Annotated in this window: 15 protein-coding genes; all 15 read right to left on the bottom strand. The window is 58.5% G+C overall.

The genetic code is table 11. The annotated features are described in order from the left end of the window. Positions 1–5 precede the first annotated feature (5 nt). Positions 6–2,366 (bottom strand): efflux RND transporter permease subunit, encoded by a 2,361-nt coding sequence (locus tag AC3CHX_RS03080; protein ID WP_488642644.1) that lies wholly within the window; start codon positions 2,364–2,366, stop codon positions 6–8. A gap of 70 nt (positions 2,367–2,436) precedes the next feature. Further along, complete coding sequence (locus tag AC3CHX_RS03075) at positions 2,437–4,257, bottom strand: DUF1302 domain-containing protein (RefSeq protein ID WP_488642643.1); 1,821 nt, start codon at positions 4,255–4,257, stop codon at positions 2,437–2,439. A 146-nt stretch (positions 4,258–4,403) separates the two neighbouring features. Then, positions 4,404–5,786, bottom strand: coding sequence for a DUF1329 domain-containing protein (locus AC3CHX_RS03070; RefSeq protein ID WP_488642642.1), 1,383 nt, complete (start codon positions 5,784–5,786; stop codon positions 4,404–4,406). 227 nt (positions 5,787–6,013) lie between these two features. Further along, positions 6,014–6,322, bottom strand: a complete 309-nt coding sequence (locus AC3CHX_RS03065) for a hypothetical protein (RefSeq protein WP_488642641.1) — start codon at positions 6,320–6,322, stop codon at positions 6,014–6,016. A gap of 101 nt (positions 6,323–6,423) precedes the next feature. Beyond that, positions 6,424–7,323, bottom strand: coding sequence for a choline ABC transporter permease subunit (gene choW / locus AC3CHX_RS03060; RefSeq protein ID WP_488642640.1), 900 nt, complete (start codon positions 7,321–7,323; stop codon positions 6,424–6,426). Continuing rightward, positions 7,316–8,506: a quaternary amine ABC transporter ATP-binding protein gene (locus tag AC3CHX_RS03055; RefSeq protein ID WP_488642639.1), complete on the bottom strand. Its 1,191-nt coding sequence runs from the start codon at positions 8,504–8,506 to the stop codon at positions 7,316–7,318. Before AC3CHX_RS03055 ends, choW begins: the two co-directional genes overlap by 8 nt. A gap of 442 nt (positions 8,507–8,948) precedes the next feature. Continuing rightward, complete coding sequence (locus tag AC3CHX_RS03050; protein WP_488642638.1) at positions 8,949–9,398, bottom strand: hypothetical protein; 450 nt, start codon at positions 9,396–9,398, stop codon at positions 8,949–8,951. Between the two features lie 302 nt (positions 9,399–9,700). Next, positions 9,701–10,510, bottom strand: coding sequence for a glycine betaine ABC transporter substrate-binding protein (locus AC3CHX_RS03045; protein WP_488642637.1), 810 nt, complete (start codon positions 10,508–10,510; stop codon positions 9,701–9,703). 274 nt (positions 10,511–10,784) lie between these two features. Continuing rightward, complete coding sequence (locus AC3CHX_RS03040) at positions 10,785–11,978, bottom strand: FAD-binding oxidoreductase (RefSeq protein ID WP_488642636.1); 1,194 nt, start codon at positions 11,976–11,978, stop codon at positions 10,785–10,787. A gap of 23 nt (positions 11,979–12,001) precedes the next feature. After that, the gene (locus AC3CHX_RS03035; protein WP_488642635.1) at positions 12,002–13,258 is read right to left on the bottom strand and encodes an aromatic ring-hydroxylating oxygenase subunit alpha; all 1,257 of its coding nucleotides are present in this window, start codon (positions 13,256–13,258) and stop codon (positions 12,002–12,004) included. Between the two features lie 71 nt (positions 13,259–13,329). Beyond that, on the bottom strand, positions 13,330–14,124 hold the full coding sequence (locus tag AC3CHX_RS03030) for an adenine nucleotide alpha hydrolase family protein (protein ID WP_488642634.1): 795 nt from the start codon (positions 14,122–14,124) through the stop codon (positions 13,330–13,332). Beyond that, positions 14,121–15,323 carry an electron transfer flavoprotein subunit alpha/FixB family protein gene (locus tag AC3CHX_RS03025; protein ID WP_488642633.1) on the bottom strand — a complete coding sequence of 401 codons (1,203 nt, stop codon included), beginning with the start codon at positions 15,321–15,323 and terminating at the stop codon, positions 14,121–14,123. Before AC3CHX_RS03025 ends, AC3CHX_RS03030 begins: the two co-directional genes overlap by 4 nt. Beyond that, on the bottom strand, positions 15,324–17,270 hold the full coding sequence (locus AC3CHX_RS03020; protein WP_488642632.1) for a (Fe-S)-binding protein: 1,947 nt from the start codon (positions 17,268–17,270) through the stop codon (positions 15,324–15,326). 2 nt (positions 17,271–17,272) lie between these two features. Next, on the bottom strand, positions 17,273–19,336 hold the full coding sequence (locus AC3CHX_RS03015) for an oxidoreductase (protein ID WP_488642631.1): 2,064 nt from the start codon (positions 19,334–19,336) through the stop codon (positions 17,273–17,275). 38 nt (positions 19,337–19,374) lie between these two features. Beyond that, positions 19,375–19,899 carry a DUF5943 domain-containing protein gene (locus AC3CHX_RS03010; RefSeq protein WP_488642630.1) on the bottom strand — a complete coding sequence of 175 codons (525 nt, stop codon included), beginning with the start codon at positions 19,897–19,899 and terminating at the stop codon, positions 19,375–19,377. Positions 19,900–19,959: the final 60 nt, after the last annotated feature.

Here is a 19,959-nt window from a genome sequence, read left to right as displayed (position 1 = left end):
CACTCCTAATGACTGAACATGCCCGGTGCACGGACCGGACCACGGCGTGGAAACATGCGTTCCAGCACGACTGCCAGCGCCGGCAACGCGGTCATCGCCATGATCAGATTCACAATGAACATGAAGGCCAGCAACTTGCCCATGTCGGCCTGAAACTTGAGTGCCGAAAAACTCCAGGTGGCAACCCCGACGGCCAGCGTGATGGCGGTGAAGATGGTGGCCATGCCGACTTCCAGAATCGAATGCTCGATTGCCTTGACGATCGGCTGACCGGCAGCCAGATGGCCCTGCAGGCGGTTGTAGATGTAGAACGCGTAATCGACGCCGATCCCGACCGCCAGCACCATCACCGGCAAGGTCGCCACCGTCAGGCCGATCTCGAACTCCTTCATGAACCAGTAGCCGATGAAGGTGCCGACCGTCAACGGCAGACAGCAGGCGACCACCGCGCGCAGATCTCGGTATACCAGCAACACCAGCAGCATGATCGCCGCATACACATACAGCATCATCGGCAATTCGCTTTGCGCCACCTCGTCGTTGATCGCGGCCAGCAGTCCGGCGTTGCCTGCAGCCAGCCGGATCGTGATGCCCGGCGTCGGGTGCGTATCGCGGAAGTGTTTGACCGCATCGATGACACGGTTGATGGTGGTCGCCTTGTGGTCGGCCAGGTACAGGTGGACCGCGGTCATGCTGCAATCCTTGTTGAGATAGCCGCGCACGCGCCCGATCTCGGTCGACAGGCCGGCGTAGTTGCCGGTATCGATCGGCACCACGTTCATCTTCGGATTGCCTTCGTTGTAACCCTGGTTGTAGGTGCGCAGATTGTCTGCATACGAGCTGATCGAGACGATGCCGGGCACGTTTTTCAGGGAGTAGGCCAGGTTGTCGTCGAAGGTGCCGACCGCCGGGCTTTCGCAGGAGTCGGACGGGGCCTGGATGACGACCGAGAGCCAGTCGAGACCGACGTCGTAGTTATTCGCAATCGACACCGCGTCGCGATTGAAGCGCGCCTCCGGCCGCAATTCCGGCGCGCCGGGTTGCAGGGTGCCGACCACGCGGTCGCGGCTTTGCCAGACGGCGGTGGCGAACACGCCGCTCACCAGCACCAGCGTGATGACCGCGTTGCGCGGTTCGGCCACCCGCGCCAGGGTGCGCAGCCAACGCGCGCGTTGTTCGCGCTTCTGCATGGCCTTGTCGGCATAGGCCTTGGTGAAGTTGAAGCAGGACGCGGCGACCGGCAACATGACGAGGTTGGTGATGATCTTGTAGCCGACCCCCAGCGAAGCGGTGATCGCCAGTTCGCGAATCATCGGGATCGGAATCAGCAGCAGCGTGATGAACGACACGAACGCAGTCACCAGCGCCAGCGTGCCGGGAATCAGCAGGCCGGTAAAGCTATGCCGCGCGGCATCCATCGACGACTTGCCATGCGCCAGTTCGCGCGTGATGAAGTTGATCTGCTGCACGCCGTGCGAGACCCCGATGGCGAACACCAGGAACGGCACCAGCACCCCGAGCGGATCAAGACCGAAACCCAGCAGGCGCAGCGTGCCGAATTGCCATACCAGCGAGGTCAGCGAGCAGACGATAGGCAGGATCGTGAAGCGCAGCGAATGGCAATACCAGTACACCGACAGCGCGGTCAGCAGCAGTGCGATCGCACAGAACACCAGCACTGCCTTGGCGCCGTCGGCGATGTCGCCGATCTGCTTGGCGAAGCCGGTGATCTGGATCTCGAAGTCGGCATCTTCAAAGGGCTTGCGCAGTTTTTCTTCGAGCAGACGGTTGTATTGGACGTAATCGATCTTCTTGCCGTCCACCCCGGTCTCGCCGATTTCCGCCGTGATCATGGCGCCGGTCTGGTCGTGCGACACCAGCGATCCGACGAAACCGCCTTCCGAAGTCGACTGCTTGATGCGCGCGATTTCCTCGGCGTTCAAGCCGTCAGGCGTGACCGTGCCGGGGATGATCGGCTGCGAGCGAAAACCTTCCTCGGTGATTTCGTTGACGAAGCTGTTCGGGGTCCATAAGGACTGCACACCGAGCCGGTCGACGTTGGGCAGATAGGCGGTCGCCTGCGTCACCTTATACAGCCGGGTAATGCCTTCCTTGGTCCAGATCGTGCCGTGTCTGGCCTTGACGACGACGGTCAGCCGGTTCGCGCCGAACAGGTCCGCGCGATATTGCTGGAAGGTCTTGACATATTCGTGCCCGATGGGAATCTGCTTCTCGAAGCCGGCATCCATCCGCAGCTGCAAGGCAAAGAAGGCCATCACGGCGGTGAGCGCGGCAAGCGTGCCAAGCACCAGCAGGCGCCGGGTGAAGAGCCAATGTTCCAGGCTTTGGATTAATTTGTTTAACACGTGTCTTCCTCGTTCTTCAACCTATTACCGAACACGCTGGCCGGGCCTGCCCGGTCAGCGTCCAACAACATTAAAAATTGCGTGTCACAAATGCGCCGACGAAATTGCGGTCGGAATACGGCTGAGATACCGCATTGCCGCCCCAATACGCCGTAAAGTTGAGCCCGGCCTGCCACTTTTGCGGATTCTGGTTGAACAACATGTAGAAGTTGGCCGATTTGGCGCCCGCCTCGTAGTTGGCGGAGAAGGTCGGGGTGTATCCCTTGACCGCGTCATAGAAGGTGATGCCCGGCGTTACCTGCCAGCCCGGGATCAAGGTGCCGTCGTAGGTCCAGTTGAAGTCGACCGTGAGCCCGAGCGCGGTCGATGTGCCCTGTGCCGCGGCAATCGGATAACCGAGTCCCGAGTTGTTGTTCAGCCAGGTCCCGTACGCCGCATCGGCCAGTTGATAGACCTGTTGTCCGTTGACGGTGCTGGTGTACTGGGTATTCGCATTCACGCCGGGGTATTTGATCACCGTCAGTTCGGTGGTAAACACCCCCAGGTCGGCGCCGATCAGCTTCAGGAACGGATGCGTGGTCTGCGTCATGTTCAACTGCGCATTGATGTCGAACTGGATCTTCTTCATGTCCTTCCATGCTTGGCAGTTGGCCCCGCTGACCAGATTGGTATTGGCGTCAGACGGTCCACCGGCCAGGTAGCAGGCCGACATCGCCACCGCATCGTGCGGCCGGTACGACAGCTCGGAACCGATGGCCCAGCTGCCCAGCGCGAAATTGGTGCTGACGCCGAGCAGACTGCGATTTTGCAGGTAGGACCATTGCGACGAACCGTTGGCCAGGTAGGACAGGACCGGCGCCTTGTCGGTATAGTTCTCATAGTAGAAGCCGAAGTTGATATCGGCGCCATCCGGCTTGTAGCCGAACTTCATCCCGAACTGCGGTTTATTGCCCGGCAGTACCGTGTTGTACTGGGCACCGGTGGCATTGAAGGGCGCACCGGCGTATACCCCGCTGAGCAGATTCTGGTTGACGCCGTTGTAAAACTGACTGTTCTTGCTATTCGGCCCCGCGATGGTGCCGGCATCGAGGCCGGCGACGTTGAAGTTCTGCGAGTTGAACGAGGCCGGAACCGCGCCGCGCCCGAACACGTCGGACGCCGACCAGTAAGTGCCGACCGGCGGATACTTGTTGCCGTTCCATTGGAACTGGTAGTAGGCCTCGGTCGAAAAGCCTGCCGGCAAACTGCTGGCGAAACTGAGCATCGGCGCCGGCAGCAAGGCCTGCTTGAGTTGGGTGCCGGGAATCAGCAGTTTCTGGATATCAACCGCATTGGTGGCGTTGATGCCGCCCGAAGCAAAATAGCTTTCGCCCCAGTTGATCACCTGGTTACCCAGACGGAAATGGGCGCGCTCGTCGCCGATATTGAAGTCTTTCTGCCCCCAGAAGTCGAGCAATTGAATGCTGTCGACGGCCTGGCTCCTGACGTCCGACGCGAGTGGTGTGCGCTGTGTGTGGTCGGCGGCGAAGTCGTACATCCCGGTGCCGCGCATCAGGAACTTGGTGCCCGTCGACGGCATCGACAGCAGCAGTTCGGTGGTGAAACTGGTGTAGGCGGTGTAAGCCTGCCCTTTTTTGTAGTTCAGATTGCCGTCGTCGCCGTTGGCCCACACCCCGGTGTTGGCTGCGCTGCCGCAGCCGTAGGCATTCGGGTCTCCGGTCAGACTGCAACTTGGATTCTTGGTACGGACGCCGAGCCCTCCCGTAATGTTCGAATTCCATTCAGCCTTCATGTCGCCGAGCCCGGTATCGAACGTGACGGCATGCGCAGGTCCGTAGGCCAGTGCACCGCACATGGTCACGCCGAACAAACGAATCAATGATTTGTTCATTTTCAACTATCCCCAAATTTGTGAAAAATCAGGCGCACCGCATCCCTGGAATTGGTCCGCCACGGCTGGATTGCGCCCTACCCGCAACGCCAGCCGACATAGATGAATGAAAGCGGCAGCCCTTACAGCCGCTTTCGGATGATAATTTAACGGTCGCTGATCGCGCCCAGGTTCTCACCGGTGAAAAAGCTATCGGTCAACCGCGAATCGCTCGCTTCCGGAGGATAGAACTTCAAGTCTTTGCCGGTGCCGACAATGGTTTCGTCAAACACATAGCGGCGACTGATCAAATCGTTGTAGATCGATGCGGACGGCACGCAGGCGCCGATTTCGGATTGCGGCGTGATGTAGTTTTCCTTCGCCTTCCAGATCTTGCCCTGGGCATCGTAATCGTCGCCGACGGTGACCAGCCAGCTATCTTCATCGATATACAGAGTCTTCTTCGGTGTCGAGTGACGCACGCCAGCCTTCACCGTGCCCTCGATCTCCCACACGCGGTGCAGCTCATAGCGGCGCAGGGCAGGATTGACGAAATTCGGTCCCAGCGCGTCGTCCAGCTTGGTATTGAAGCGCTGCATCGCAAAGTTGTTGTACGGTACGTAGACTTCCTTCTTGCCGACGATCTTCCATTCGAAACGGTCCGGGTTGCCGTAGAAACCAAAGGAAATGTCTGCCGGATACTGGTTCTCATAACCGATCAGCGGTGCATCGTAGGCATAGCTCGGCAGGCGGCGCACACGGCGCTGTCCGGTGAAGTAATAGTAGGTATCCGTATCCTTGTTGAAGTAATAGCGCTGGACCGTGCCCTGTCCGGCGAGAGCGGCAGGTTCAGAGTACAGATAATAGAAACCGTTTTGCAAACCTTTGGCATCCTGCGGCGTGTGCTGGCCTTTCTTGGCCCATGGGAAATACGACAACTGATTCCAGCGCGCGATGATCGGGTTGGTGGTGCCCGGACGCGGCGATACGACGGTATACCCGTCCGGCCACTCGGCCGCCACGCCCTGATAGCGCATGAGCCAGTTCCACATCACCTCGATGCCTTTCTGCGGCACCGGAAAAGGCACGCCCGGCATCGTGGCGCTCTCCAGCGACCAGCCGTCCTTGGCGATCGCGGCTTTCAGCGCGCCGTCCTTGGTGTTCTTCTCGACCGCCTCGGGCAAACCGCAATCGCGATGGCTGGTATAGACCGGCATGGTGTAGCCCTTGACCTGCTTGAGCATCTGAATCTGGCCCGGCGTCAGCTTGTCGGCATATTTATCGACGTTGCCGGCATCGATGACAAACAGCTGTTTTTCCGCCTTGTGCTTCCAGTAATCCTCGCGCAGCTTGCCATACGACCAGCCCGGCAGCGGACTCTCGGTGCCGGAAAATGCCGGAATTGCGCCGTCCTTGCTACCGGCCTTTTCCGCACCAACCGGCGTCAGATCCTGCCCCAGCCGCGCCACATCCGCCGGTGCCACCGCCCACGCATTGCCGGCAATGAGGCCCAGCGCCGCCAACGTCTTCACAACATGTCTTGCTTTCATGATCAAAGCTCCTCGCCAAACTTTTAGATGATTTTTAAAAAAAAATAGCCCTCGATCCGATACAGGACCTTGCGTTACTGCTGCGTTTTTTAGGACGATATTCCGGACTGAAACAGCCTGGTACAGATCAAGCCGGCGCAAAAAAGCCTGCCATGTTTTGTGCCGGATTGAGAAGTTACGATGCACCGCTGCACAAGCTAGAAATTACACGCTTAGTTGTGCTCTGCTTAGCTGGATTGCGACATACTATTGTCCGCCAGCGCCATTGTCGGCCGCAGCCGGCAATGGCGATAATCGCGACAATAGCGGCGCCGCCGCGGCATCGTCCGTTGCCCCAAGATGGTGCTGCTGAAAATGTCGTTCGCCGCTTGGTGAGCAACCGAACCGATTGCGATAGGCTTTGCTGAAATGGCAGGAAGAGGGAAGAGGACGACGAGGTTGGCGATGTCGTCGAAAGAGAGCGCTTCTTCGATATGGATTTCCATCAGGCGCGCGACTTCGATCAACTCTTTGCGGCTGGATCCCAGCGCAGACATGCTGTCTCCATCCATGCGACATGTGCAATAACTGTCCATCGCACAATAGCCGCTGGCGCTACGCCAGCGGCTATCAGGAACAGTTATTTATTTCCGGCAGCTCAGGTTGTCGCCAACGTCTGGCTACGCTTGCGTAACGCCCTGCGCAGCTTGGAGAAGCGCGGCACCTTGCCGGCCTCAGGCGTCGTGCCGAAACTCTCGGTAATCCGATCCAGGATAATCGCCAGCAACACCACGCTCAAGCCGCTTTCAAAACCAAGGCCGATATCGAGTCGCTGAATACTTGCCAGGACGTCGTTACCCAAACCGCCCGCCCCCACCATCGACGCAATAATCACCATCGACAAGGCCATCATGATGGTCTGGTTGATCCCGGCCATGATGGATGGCAGCGCGTTCGGGAACTGGACTTTGTAGAGCAGTTGCCACGGCGTGCAACCGAAGGCCTGACCCGCTTCGACGATCTCATTGTTGACATGGCGAATCCCAAGTGCGGTCAAGCGCACCGCCGGCGGCATCGCAAAAATCACGGTCGAGATGATCCCCGGCACCCGCCCCAGGCCAAACATCATTGCGGCCGGAATCAGATACACGAACGCAGGCATGGTTTGCATCAAATCCAGGATCGGACGCACAATCATCGCCACCCGTTTGCTCTTGGCGGCCCAGATCCCCACCGGAACGCCTAGCGCCAGACTAATGATGGTGGCTGAAATAGTCAGCCCCAGGGTCACCACGGTCTGATCCCAGAAGCCGGTGCCGATAATCAGCAAGAAAGCCATCAGTGTAAATAGCGCAAACTTGAAGCCGACCCGCCAGACTCCCATGGCGACAAAGAAACCTACCAACACCCAGATCGGCAGCACCTGCAGGCCATGTTCAATCACTTCGGCAAACCAGCTGATGGCGTTGCCGAAGGCGTCAAAACTGTTACCGTGTTTATCGAGGATGTAATGAACGCCGTGGTCAACCCAGCGTCCGAGAGGAATAGTGTCAGACATGTGAGCCTCTAGTTTTTGACAATGCTTGAAGAACCATGGATTGACTGATCGCGCCGCAGTAGCAGCCGTCAGCATCCACCACCGGTAACGGAATCGGGCTGGCAATCAGCTTGCCCATCACCACGTCCAGCGTCGTACGGTGATGAATCAACTCGACGCCCTGCAGCGTCACGGGTTGCATCACACCGCTGGCATCCGCAAAACTGCGGGTCGGAATGATCCCCTGCACCTTGCGTGCGCCATCCACCACGAACGCAAAGTCGGAGCGGCTATTAGCGTACAGGTGAGGATTCGCTTTGAGTTCATCGGCCGATTTCAGCAGCGGCACCGCGTTGGTTTGCATCAGATCGCTGGCAGTCAGGTAGCGATTGGTATCGACGCCGTCAAAGAAGGCACGGACATAATCTTCTGCCGGGTTATCGATAATTTCCTGCGCAGTACCGACCTGGACCAGGCGCCCGCCTTCCATGATGGCAATCCGGCTGCCGATGCGCAGCGCTTCTTCCAGATCATGCGAAACAAAAATGATCGTGCGGCGTTGCTCTTTTTGCAGTTCGAGCAGGACGTCCTGCATTTCCTTACGCTTGAGCGGATCGAGCGCCGAAAAGGCCTCATCCATGATCATCAGCGAAGGATTGACCGACAACGCCCGCGCCAGCCCGACCCGCTGCTGCATGCCGCCGGACAATTCGCATGGCAGCTTGTTGGCAAAGGGCGCCAGGCCGACTTGTTCCAGCACCGTCATGGCCTGACGTTCGCGCTCTTTTTTGCCGGTGCCGGCCACTTCCAGGCCAAACGCAGCGTTGGACAACACGGTCCGATGCGGCATCAATGCAAACGACTGAAATACCATGCTCATGTCGCGCCGGCGCAGTTTGATGAGCTCCGCCTTGCTCATCGCGGCGACGTCCTGGCCATCGACCCAGATGCTGCCCGCGCTCGGATCAACCAGGCGGTTGATCAGACGGATCAGGGTGGATTTACCCGAACCGGATAGCCCCATCAGCACAAAAATTTCGCCTTCCTGCACTTCGAATGAAACATCCTGGACGCCGACAATTTGCCCCGTTTCAGCAAAAATCTTATCCTTTGAGTAGCCTTTTTTAAGCATGCTCAAGGCCGCCCCCGGATTATTCCCAAAGACCTTGTACAGGTGGTCTACAACCACTTTTCCAGATTTCATCAACTGCCTCCTGATTAATCATTCGCTGCTACCGGGCTGATATCGCTGACCGCCGGTAGATGTGCAGCGCACCACTTTGTTCCATGTTGCGCCATGTTGTGCCGCTTTGCCGGAATACTTTTGCAGCCCAGCTTTCACCCCATCTGAAAATCATTATTTTCGTCCTAAGCTAATAGCATAGTCGCGAGAAAGGTTATGCGCCGGATGAAAATTTACGACAACCACTTAATCAAAAACGACGGAGCAACTGTCGTGCCATGACTAATGCCGCTTTACCCGCAGCGGCCGCTCCACCCAGAGGCGCATGTTGTCGCAATTCCACTTTTTACGGTCGTAATCGGCTTAACAAAAACGACGTCGGATTGTCGCCTGAAGACAAGTGATGATCCATCATAAAAATGACGCTGTTTCGATGGCGTAATTCCACCATTTTTGGAATTGTTTACAACCGATTTTTACCGTCTTTGCCAAACAGATGTGGGTAATGATCACCACCCAGACTACGGGTGATTTCCTCGCCTTTGGATTTCAGTATTGCTTCCAGATAAACCTGGCGCAGTTCGTTGACATCCTCGGCAGAGCTGGTGCGCTCAACCTTCATTCCATGCGTCATAGCAGGGCCGGCATAGGCTGCCTGGCCTGGGGCGGCAATCGCGCCGGCGTCAGCGGCTCGGGTGTCGTGGGGCTGCTCGTGGAGTTGTATCATGCCACCGTCCAGTAACGTCTGCAGGTGTTCCTGCGAGAGCCCCAGTCCGGCGACTTTGCTAAGCAGGATAACGCTGTCGGTTTTGCCGTCAACCAGCAACAGCAATGTGCGCAAGCGTGGTGCCAGAGCGTTCCCGCGGATGGCGATTTCTTCGCGGCCACGTGCGGTTTTGTCAAATAGTGTCATCTCCGTATTTTTTTCCTCATGCGTGGAAATTCAGGATACCGATGGCAACAAAACCAAAACCAAAACCACCTTCGTACCGAATGGCCGTCTGATGGTAGACAACGGGGAAGCATTCATCCAGACCACGCTCAGCGGCGTCGGTCTGGTCAATGTGTATAGCGCATATGGCAACGGAGCTGGTGCAAACACAACGACTGAACGTCGTGTTTGCACCAGCTCCCGACGAAGACGAAGCAATCGGCGCGCGCCTTCGTCGATTTACCGGCAGCGGAAGTACCGAAGATTATTGAAACTAAATACCATTACTTCGTCACTTGCAACCACTCCTTGACCCGTTCAGGATGCGCAGTTACCCATTTCTCGGCCGCGACTTCCGGCTTTTCGCCATTCTGCACCGCCAGCATCACACTATCGATCTCACCCGGTTTCCAGGAAAAATTCTTCAACAAATCATTGATAGGCTTGGCCTTGGCTGCCAGGCCGGGATTGGCGACGCTATCGACGTGCTCGGCAGCACCGTAGACATTCTTCGGATCTTCGAGGAATTTCAGCTTCCACTTGGCAAACATCCAGTGTGGAATCCAGCCTGTCACGACGATGGATTTGTGGGCCCGGATTGAACGGTCCAGTTCTGCCGTCATGGCGCTGCCGGAGCTTGGCATCAGCTTGTAATCCAGTCCATAGTCCTTGATCGCCTGTTCGGTCTTGGTCATGACGCCGGCACCGGCATCGATGCCAACGATACGACCTTCAAAACCGGCTTTTTGCGCTTCCAGGTCACCGACCGTTTTTGCGGTCACGTAATCCGGCACAATCAGGCCGATCTTGGCACCGTGAAAATTCACGGCCAGATCGACCACCTTGTCTTTCAGCTTGTCGTAATAGGCGCCGTGGGTGGCTGGCAGCCAAGCCGACATGGTGGCGTCCAGATCGCCGCGGGCCACGCCTTGCCACATCAGACCGGCAGCAACCGGGACCAGCTTGACTTCATAACCAAGATTTTTTCGCATCACCTGTGCCGCGACGTAGGTGGTGGCGACGCTGTCGGACCAACCTTCGACATAGCCGATGCTGATGCTGGGCTTGGTCTCCGCGCCGGCCAGACCCGCCATCGCAGTGATTCCTAAACCGACGCTCAGACAACACAACTTAGTTACCAAAGAGTTAGGGTGCTTTTTCATTGAGAACCTCTTAAAAGTGAAATGGCAAGGTGATGGAATTTTTACGGTGGAACAGGTAATTCAAGATGCTTTTACCTTTCGCCGCTTTTATCATCGTCTATCGGTAACCACCAAAGTACGCTATTTGCGACGAAATTTCGATCAATTGCGACGCTGGGACCGATGTTGAGGAATACGGCATCGAGGCCCGGCTATCCCTTGCTATTTATTTATCCACCACCAGGTCAGTCAATGGCTTGCTGCAGCACAGCAATACCATGCCCTGATCAATCTCACGCTGACGAATGCCGCCTTTGTGCTGCATATCGACCTTGCCTGAAATCAACTTTACCTTGCAGGTGCCGCACATGCCCTGGGCGCAGGATGATGCCAGCCGGACGCCGGTGGCACGTGCCGCTTCCAGCACATGCTGCTGCGCGCCACAAACGATTTCGCGCGAACTTTTTTGAAAGGTAACCTTGAAACTGCTGGCTTCGAGGATTGCCGTGGCGGTTGCCGTTGCCGCATCTTCCGCATGGGTGGCCGCTTCCTGCACTTCTTCCGGCAGGCTCTCGAAAGAAAAGCTTTCCTCGTGATAATGCTGGCGATCAAACCCGGCCTCGTCCAGCATGCCGCGCACCGCCTTCATGTACGGCGCCGGGCCGCACACGAAAATTTCGCGCTGCATAAAATCCGGCGCCATCAGTTTCAGTGCCGCCAGCGACAACATGCCGGTCGGACCATGCCAGTCGCGCCGCGCGCCGAGCCGTTCACAGATAAAGCGGGTACGGAAATTCTGCTGATTGCTGGCGATCAAGGCCAGCTCTCGTTCAAAGATGATGTCGTCCGGGGTCCGGGCGCTGTGGATGAACGTAATGTCGCGGTCATCCGCCAGATCGTGATGGGCGCGCGTCATCGACATCAATGGCGTGACGCCGGAACCGGCGGAAAGGAACAGGTATTTGTCGGCCGGAAAGGTGGCGCAAGTGAACTCTCCGGCCGCCCCCAATACGCGCACGTTGTCGCCGGCTTTCAGATTGTCGTGCAGCCAGTTCGAGACCGGCCCGTTGGGCACCCGCTTGACCGTAATCGAGATCGTGTGCGGCCGGGCCGGCGACGACGAAATGGTATAGCAGCGATTAATCGTCTCACCGTTGATGTCCAGTTCCAGCGTGATGAACTGGCCCGGTTGAAAGGTGAAGCCGCTGTTGTCCGGCGTCGCAAAAATAAAGCTTTTGACGTCATGCGTCTCAGCGCGTACCTGTATGCACACCAGCGTCTCTTGCGTATCGCTGTTCCATTGCGGCGGCAGCGCATCCCAGAATCGCTCTTGATTGATTCTCTGCTGATTGATTCTCCGCACACCGGACTCTGGCACATCCTGTTTTGCCAACATCAGCTTATCCACACGCATTTCCATAACCTGCTCCGGCAATCAAAATTTCAATCTGCAATCGATTCGCTCAGGCGATCGATATACCACTTGCAAAACTTCTCAACCAGCCCTTCCGTGTACGGCGAGTACGGGCCCGGCTGGTAGGCGTCGCTACGCGCGCCCTGCTGTGAAAACTCGACCAGCGTCTTGTCCTGCTCATTGGTCGCGTTCCACACCGCAGTCAGATTATCCAGTTGATAATCCAGCCCTTCACGCGCATCTTTATGAACCAGCCACTTGGTCCGCACCAGCGTTTTCTCGGCCGATAAAGGCAATACCGAGAAGCTGACGATGTGATCGCTCATGAAGTGATGCCAGGAATTCGGCTGGGTCCAGAACGACAGGCCGCCCAGATCCGCACGTTCGAATTTTCCCAGCAACTTGGCGGACGCCACACTGCCATCCAGCGTTTGCGATTCACCGGCGCGGTCCAGCGGCAGACGCTGGGTACGGAAGCCCGTGACCAGATCGTCCAGACGATCGATTTCCCGGGACGGCAAATTGGCACTTTCCCACTGAGCGCTGCGCTCGGCCGCCAAACGGGTGAATTCTTCGACCTGCTCGATGTTGTTCGGCGACGGTTGATAGCCGAAACCGTATTCGAACAGCGACGCCGTCAGTTCCGGATGATTGGTCGCGCAGTGATAGCATTCGCGATTGTTTTCCATCGTCAACTTCCAGTTGCCCTCTTCGATCAGGTCAACCTGCTTGGCGATCTTGCAATCCTGCAAGAAATGCGGGGCCAGATAAGGTGTCATCGCTTCCCGCATCACGGCGAAGTCTTGCGGCGGCACCTCGGCCAGACAAATGAAAATCAGGCCGGCCAGATTCTCTACATGCACCGATTTCAGATTGTGCTGGCTGCGGTCGAACTGATCGCCCATGTGTTCCGCGTAGAGCAGTTCACCGCTCAGGTTATACGTCCATTGGTGGTAAGGACAGACCAGATTGCCAACCGTGCCCTTATGCTCCGAGCACAGGCGCGAGCCGCGATGGCGGCAGACATTGTGATGCGCACGCACCGACATATCGTCGTCGCGCACGATCACAATCGAATTCTTGCCGACTTCGACCGTCACGTAATCACCCGGCTCGGGAATATCCGGATCGATCGCTACCTGAATCCAGTGCTTGCCGAAAATCTCCTTCATATCCAGGTCAAAAATTTCCGGACTCAGATAAAAAGGCGCATCCAGGCTGTGCCCCTTCAAACGATTGGCGATCAGGTCTTGAATCTGTTTGGATACTTTCAATTTCTTCTCCATGTATTGCATTTATGGAACAACTACCTGACTAAATTGGGTCTACAAAATGACTTGCGTTGCAACATTTACTCTTAATAGTCGATCAGCCGGTGCTCACGCAGATAGGCCAGCACCGCCTGCGCCTTGTCGCTGGCGCTGCCTTGCTGGATCACCTTGCCGCCGCGACTTTCGGTTACCACCGCCGATAACATGCGGGCATGGCCGGAACGCTTTTCCTGGGCTGCCAGTTTCAGCGGCCTGGCCTTGGCGGGCGCAAGCGTCCAGCCTTGCTGCGCCCTGGAAGCGATGGCGCGCGGCGGTATTTGTTTCTGAATCGATCCGGCGCGCAATCTGGCGTAGGCGTAGCGCACGCTGGACGGGGCCAGCGGATGCACCATCAGCATGGCCGGCAGCGTCACCGCGATTTCCCGGCGGCGTCCTTTCGGCAAAAACTGCTGTGTGAGCACGCCCTCGGCATCCGGCTTGACAGCAATCACACCGGCCACCAGCGGCAGACCCAATTCGCCGGCCAGCAGGTAAGGCAGCAAGCCGCTTTCCTCACCGCCTTCGGCGCGACTGCCGGCTAGCACCAGGTCGTAGTTTTCCAGCTGTTGTTTCAACGCGGGAAGAACGTCCTGATCCGCTGCCGTTGCGATCACTTTCACCGTGGCGGCACCCAATGCCAGATATTCGGACAGCGCCGGATTATCGGGATTGCCGGCGTGGATGACGTCGATGCTGAGGCCCGCGTTTGACTCTGCCAGCGCGAGCGCCATGCCGAGTGCCGCGGCGTCATTGCGGCTATAGCGTGCGACGCCGCTGACCGGATGCCGGCCGACCGATACCAGCACGGCGACACGTTGCAACGTGCGTTGATTGGCGTTCATGCTGCACTCCTTATGCCGGCATTGCTGCCATCCACACTGCGCGCCTGCTTGACCTGCGTCAGCAAAGCCTGCATCACCGCATGCGCATCGTCGATGATGCTGAGATCTGCGCGTTTGATCATCGGTGCGCTGGCGTCCAGGTTGACCGCAATCACGTGACGGCAATCCTTGATGCCTTGCAAATGCTGCACCGCCCCGGAAATCCCGAACGCCAGATAGGTGCTGGCACTGACGGTTTTACCGGTGGCGCCGATTTGCTGGTCGCGGCTGAACTTGCCATCGTCAACGGCCACCCGGCTGGCGCCGATGGCAGCATCGAGCTCGCTTGCCAGCGCGTTGAAGGTGCCGACGTCGTTGACGCCATTCCCAGCGGAAACAATAAAGTCCGCTTCGTCCAGCGCCATTTGCGACGCCGCCAGCACCTTGATGCCGAGATCGCGGTATGCCGCTGCATGATTCATTGAGACGGCAGCGGCGGCGCTGACTGCATCGACCAGCTTTGCATCCGGCTCGCCGCGCCCCAGAAACGGCAAACGGGTATCGACGATATCGGCTGCCAGCAACATGATGCGCGACAGACTGCGACGTGCCATCACCGAGCGTTGCTGACGATAGGCGGCAATCCCGGCCGCGTTGATTTCGACCACATGGGTCGCAATACTGACGTCCTCCGTGCCGCCTGCCTGTGCCATGGCGGCTCCCAGTCGTCGTCCCAGATCGCCACCGGACGGTGCGCAATCGGGAATCAAGATATGTTGCGGCTGCAGCGTCGCGATCAGCTGGCGCAGCGCCGCCAGTTCGCGTTCGGGGGCGAACACCTGGCTCCCGTACTGCGGCAATACGACCACGCGGTCGGCGCCAAGCACTGCGCTGTCGTCGCTCAGTTCGCCAAACACCAGCAACACCACTTCGGTTGCCGCATCGGCCAGCAAGGCGGCCGCCGCTATGACCTGACGCGCATGTTCATCCAACGCGCCACGGTCACTGTGCGTCACCGCCAGCATTGACCTGGTGGGAACCTGCGTGGAGCGCAACGGCTTCGCTTGCTGATGCGCATGTCCTTCTGCCAGTGACAGCACGTCAGCTGTGCCGCCGGCACCGATTTCACCCAGCACGATACGTTTCAAGCCATCGGCAGTCACCGTGAAAGGACGCCGCGGGTTGATGCGCTTAATACCTGAATTAACAGCCATGTCCATTTAAGCCTCCAACGCTGCAGCAACCAGCTCTGCAATATCGCGTACATCAGGACGCGGTCCGACCACGCCTTCCAGCATGGCGGTGCAATTAGGACAACCGACCACCACCGTATCGGCACGCACGGCACGGGCGTCATGAATGCGAATGTCGGGAATCCGCTGCTTGCCCGGGATATCGGTCAACGGTGCGCCGCCGCCGCCGCCGCAACAACGTCCGCGCATGCCATTGCGTTCCATCTCATGCAGCGGCAAGCCAAGCAGCTTGAGCAATTCACGCGGGGCTTCGATCTCGCCGTTGTAGCGTCCCAGATAGCAGGGGTCGTGATAAGTAAACCGTTGATCGCTGGCAGCCGCGACGCTGGTGCTGATCTTTCCCTGCTGCGCCAGTGCTGCCATGAAAGTGGTGTGATGCAACACTTCATAGCGACCGCCGAATGCCGGGTACTCATTGCGCAAACAATGCATCACGTGCGGATCGGCCGTGACAATCCGCTTGAACGAGAGTGTCGACAAGGTGCCGATCAGCCGCCCGGCCATAGCCTGAAAAGTGGCCTCGTCGCCGAGACGGCGGGCAACGTCGCCGGTATCCGTTTCGAGTGCGCCGAGTACCGCGAAATCAACGCCGCCGGCTTGCAGCACCTTGACCAGCGCTCTCAGCGTGCGCTGGTAACGCATGTCAAAACCGCCCTCACCCACCACCAGCAGCACATCGACCGCTTTGCCCGGGGCGATCTGCGCGACATTCAGGTCGATGGACCAGTTGTAGCGCACACCCAGATCGAAACCTCCGGCGCTGCCCGTTTCACGCAAATTGGCCAGCACCTCAGGGCCTTTGCCCGGCACCGCGCCATGTTCCAGCGTCTGATTGCGGCGCATGTCGACAATCGCATCGACGTGCTCGATCAGCATCGGACATTCTTCGACACAAGCGCGGCAAGTGGTGCAGGACCAGATCGTATCTGTTTCGATCAGGCCTGGAAAAATTGCCTTGTGCGGAGCGCCTTGATGCTGGCCCAGCGGAATCCCGGGATACGGGCTGCCGGCAAAGTTGGCGTCGCTGCCGCCAGCCATCCCGACCACCATGTCCTGAATCAGTTTTTTCGGATTCAGCGGCTGACCGGCGGCAAATGCAGGGCAAGCCGCTTCGCACTTTCCGCACTGGACGCAGGCATCAAAACTCAGCAATTGGTTCCAGCGGAACTCCACCGGCTTGCTGACGCCGAGTTCGCCCTGATCCAGTGCCAGCGGCTTGAGCGCAGTGGTTGGCGTCCCGGTTTTTGCCAATCCGGAATTAAAGTGCTTCTTGTTGAAGCGTTCCGGACGCGGATGAAATGCCAGATGCAGCAACCCCGCCAGCGCATGTTTCATCGGCCCGCCGCGGCCGATGCCGACGGTCAGGTTCCAGGCACCGAAGCCGAGCAACAGCACCGTCACGGCAGCCGTCAATCCGGATAACACGCCGACCGGCAGGATGCCCATCAGCAACAGTCCCAGCGCCAGCGCGCCGAGCACCCATGGCAAGCGGTTCCACGCCCCTAGCGACAAGCGTGCCGGTGGCGTACGGCGACGATGCCAGACAAACACGACGCCGATCAGCATGACGACCGCAAACAAGGCAATCGCCGCATTCAACACCGGCCAATACAACATGAAGCCGTAATTCACGGCGACCAGTGCCATTGCCGCAATCGCGCCGCCCGCAGTGGCGATGTGCGTACGTGCAATGTAGGGATCGCGCGCCACCACGTGATGCAGGTCGACGAAGTAACGCTTGGGAATCGCCAGCAGTCCCATCCACTGCACCGGTGCCGCCGTACCGGTCCGACCGGCGCGCCACAAGGTAGCGCGCCGCATCAGACCGGAAAGCAGTCCTGCCACCGCTAGCCAGAACAGGACGGTGATGACTGGATTGAGGCTGAAAAACGCTGAAGTTGCCACGGAGTTCATGTTTAAAAGTCTTTACACAAACGCAGCGAATCATAGATCGCAGCATGGATGTTATGCATCGAGATACAGTCGCCAACCCGGAACAGCAGGAAGCGGCCGTTGCCGAGCGGCTCCGCCAATGCAGGCTGGGGCTGCGCCGCATACAATTTCTGGATATCGGTCTGGCCGTGATTCGCCGATTGCGGCTTGAGCGACCAGTACAGGCTGTCGTTCGGCATGATGCCGTTTTCGACGACGACCTGGTCGACTACGCGCTCTTCCTGTATTTCGGTGTACTCATTGCGCAGCACCGCGACTTTTTTGTCGCCTTCGGCATACACCCGGTCGAGCCAGTAGTTCGGCGTCGGAATCACGCCCTGCGCGTACAGGCGGCGGTAGAAAATCGGAAACGTGGTGCCGCCGGTGTCGTCCGCAATCTTGACGTCGGGCGTGACGATTTCGACCTGGCTGCCGCGGCTGGCCAGAAAATCGGCGACGCCGAATCCCGCATGGGTACTGATCCCGTCATACACCAACACATTCTTGCCGGGCGCCACGCGTCCGCTCAGAATATCCCACGAGCTGACGGCCAGTCCCTCGGCTACGCCCCAGGCTGGCACCTGTCCGGTGAAATTGCTGCCGCCGGTCGCCAGCACCACGATGTCCGGCTGTTCCGCCAGGATCATGGCTTCGTCGGCATCCACACCGAGACGGCGATCGACGCCCAGTCGTTTGGTTTCCATATCGAACCAGCGCACGATGCCGGCCATCTGTTCGCGTTGCGGCGCTTTGGCCGCCAGATTGATCTGGCCGCCGACCGCGTCGCCGCGCTCGAACAGCACCACGTCGTGACCGCGCTCACGCGCCACCCGTGCGGCTTCCAGTCCGGCCGGACCGGCGCCGACCACCACAACACGGCGCTTGGGACCGCGGCTTTTGGCGATCACATGCGGCATGGTTTCTTCCCGCGAGGTCGCGGCGTTCTGTATGCACAAGACGTCGAGGCCATTGTATTGGCGATCGATGCAGTAATTCGCGCCGACGCATTGTTTGATCTCGTCTTCGCGGCCATCGCGAATCTTGATGACCAGGTGCGGATCGGCAATCTGACCGCGTGTCATGCCGACCAGGTCGACCATGCCCGCCGCCAGAATGCGTTCGGCCTGACCCGCATCGCGAATGCTTTGGGCATGCATCACGGGGACTTTCGATACCGTTTTGATGCCTGCCGCCAAATGCACGAACGGCTCCGGCGGCAAGGCCATCGGCGGCATGCAGTTGACCAGCGTATTGTGCGTATCGGCGCCCGAACCCACTACGCTGAGGAAGTCGATCAAGCCGGTTTCCGACATCGCCTTGGCAATCTGTTTGGCAGTCTCGTGATCGATGCCGTCTTCATGAAATTCGTCGCCGCACATGCGCATGCCGACGCAAAAATCCGGGCCCACCGCTGCACGGACCGCAGTCAGGACTTCCACGCCGAAACGCATCCGGTTTTCCAGGCTGCCGCCGTATTCGTCGGTGCGGATGTTGACGCGCGGGCTCCAGAACTGGTCGATCAGCTGCTGATGGGCCGCGGAAATTTCGATGCCATCCATGCCGGCCGCCTTGACGCGTTTGGCGGCTGCGGCGAAATCGGCAATGACGCGGCGGATTTCTTCGATCTCGATAATCTTGGCGTTACCGCGATGCACCGGTTCGCGGATCCCGGAAGGCGTCAGCAGATGCGGCCAGTTCTCGCCATGCCAGGAACTGCGACGCCCCATGTGGGTAGCCTGGATCATGATCTTGGCGCCATGCCGGTGCATCGCTTCAGCCAGCCGCGACAACGGTTCTATCACCTTGTCGGTCGTCAGGTTGACCGACTTCCACCAGCCTTGCGGACTGTCGATGGAAACCACGCTGGAGCCGCCGCAGATCGCCAGACCCAGACCGCCTTTGGCTTTTTCTTCGTAATAGCGGATATAGCGCTCACCCGGCAAACCTCCGGCGTCCGCATACACTTCGGCATGTGCGGTGCTGACAACGCGATTACGCAGCGTCACTTTATTTAATGTCAGCGGTGAAAACAGATGTGGGTAACGCATGATGAGTTCTCGGTATCCTTAAGTGTCAATCAGCCGGCTCAGGCCGCCAGCGGCGTAACCGTGAACTCGCAGTGCGCATGACCTTCGCCTGCGCATTGGGTCTCGACACAGGTCGATTTGATGTTCTGGCCGGTGGTGTCCGACACCCAATCCATCGCGCCCGAGAACCAGCCTGCAAACATGTAGCAAAGCTTGCCGTGCGCATCCGGCTGTTGCAGCACGAATGACGAATTCACCAACTTGATTTTTGCCGTCGCAGCCGGCGCATCCACTTCAGCGAAACTGAACAAACCCCAGCCGCGTTGCGACAGGCGATTCAGGTAATGCTCGTACACTTCCAGGCCGCTCATGCCGTGTTGCTTCGCTTCCTTTTCGCACCAGTAGTAGGCCGATTTGTAGCCGGCGTCGTACAGGATTTGCGCATACTTTTCGCGACCGAGCGCGGCTTCTACGGCAGTGTGATTATTCGTAAAAAAATGGCGCGGCACGTACAGCATCGGCAGGCTATCGGTCGTCCAGACGCCGGTTTCCGCATCCACTTCGATAGGCAGTTGGGGTTTCATACAAGGTACTCCTCAGTAATTAGTAGGCTTGGGGCAAAGGTCTGGCGCAGGCAGCGGTTC

It is taken from the genome of Glaciimonas sp. OK215 (assembly GCF_057787885.1).
Note: the sequence above shows the minus strand (reverse complement) of the source record. Positions and strands in the feature narration are given on the sequence as shown.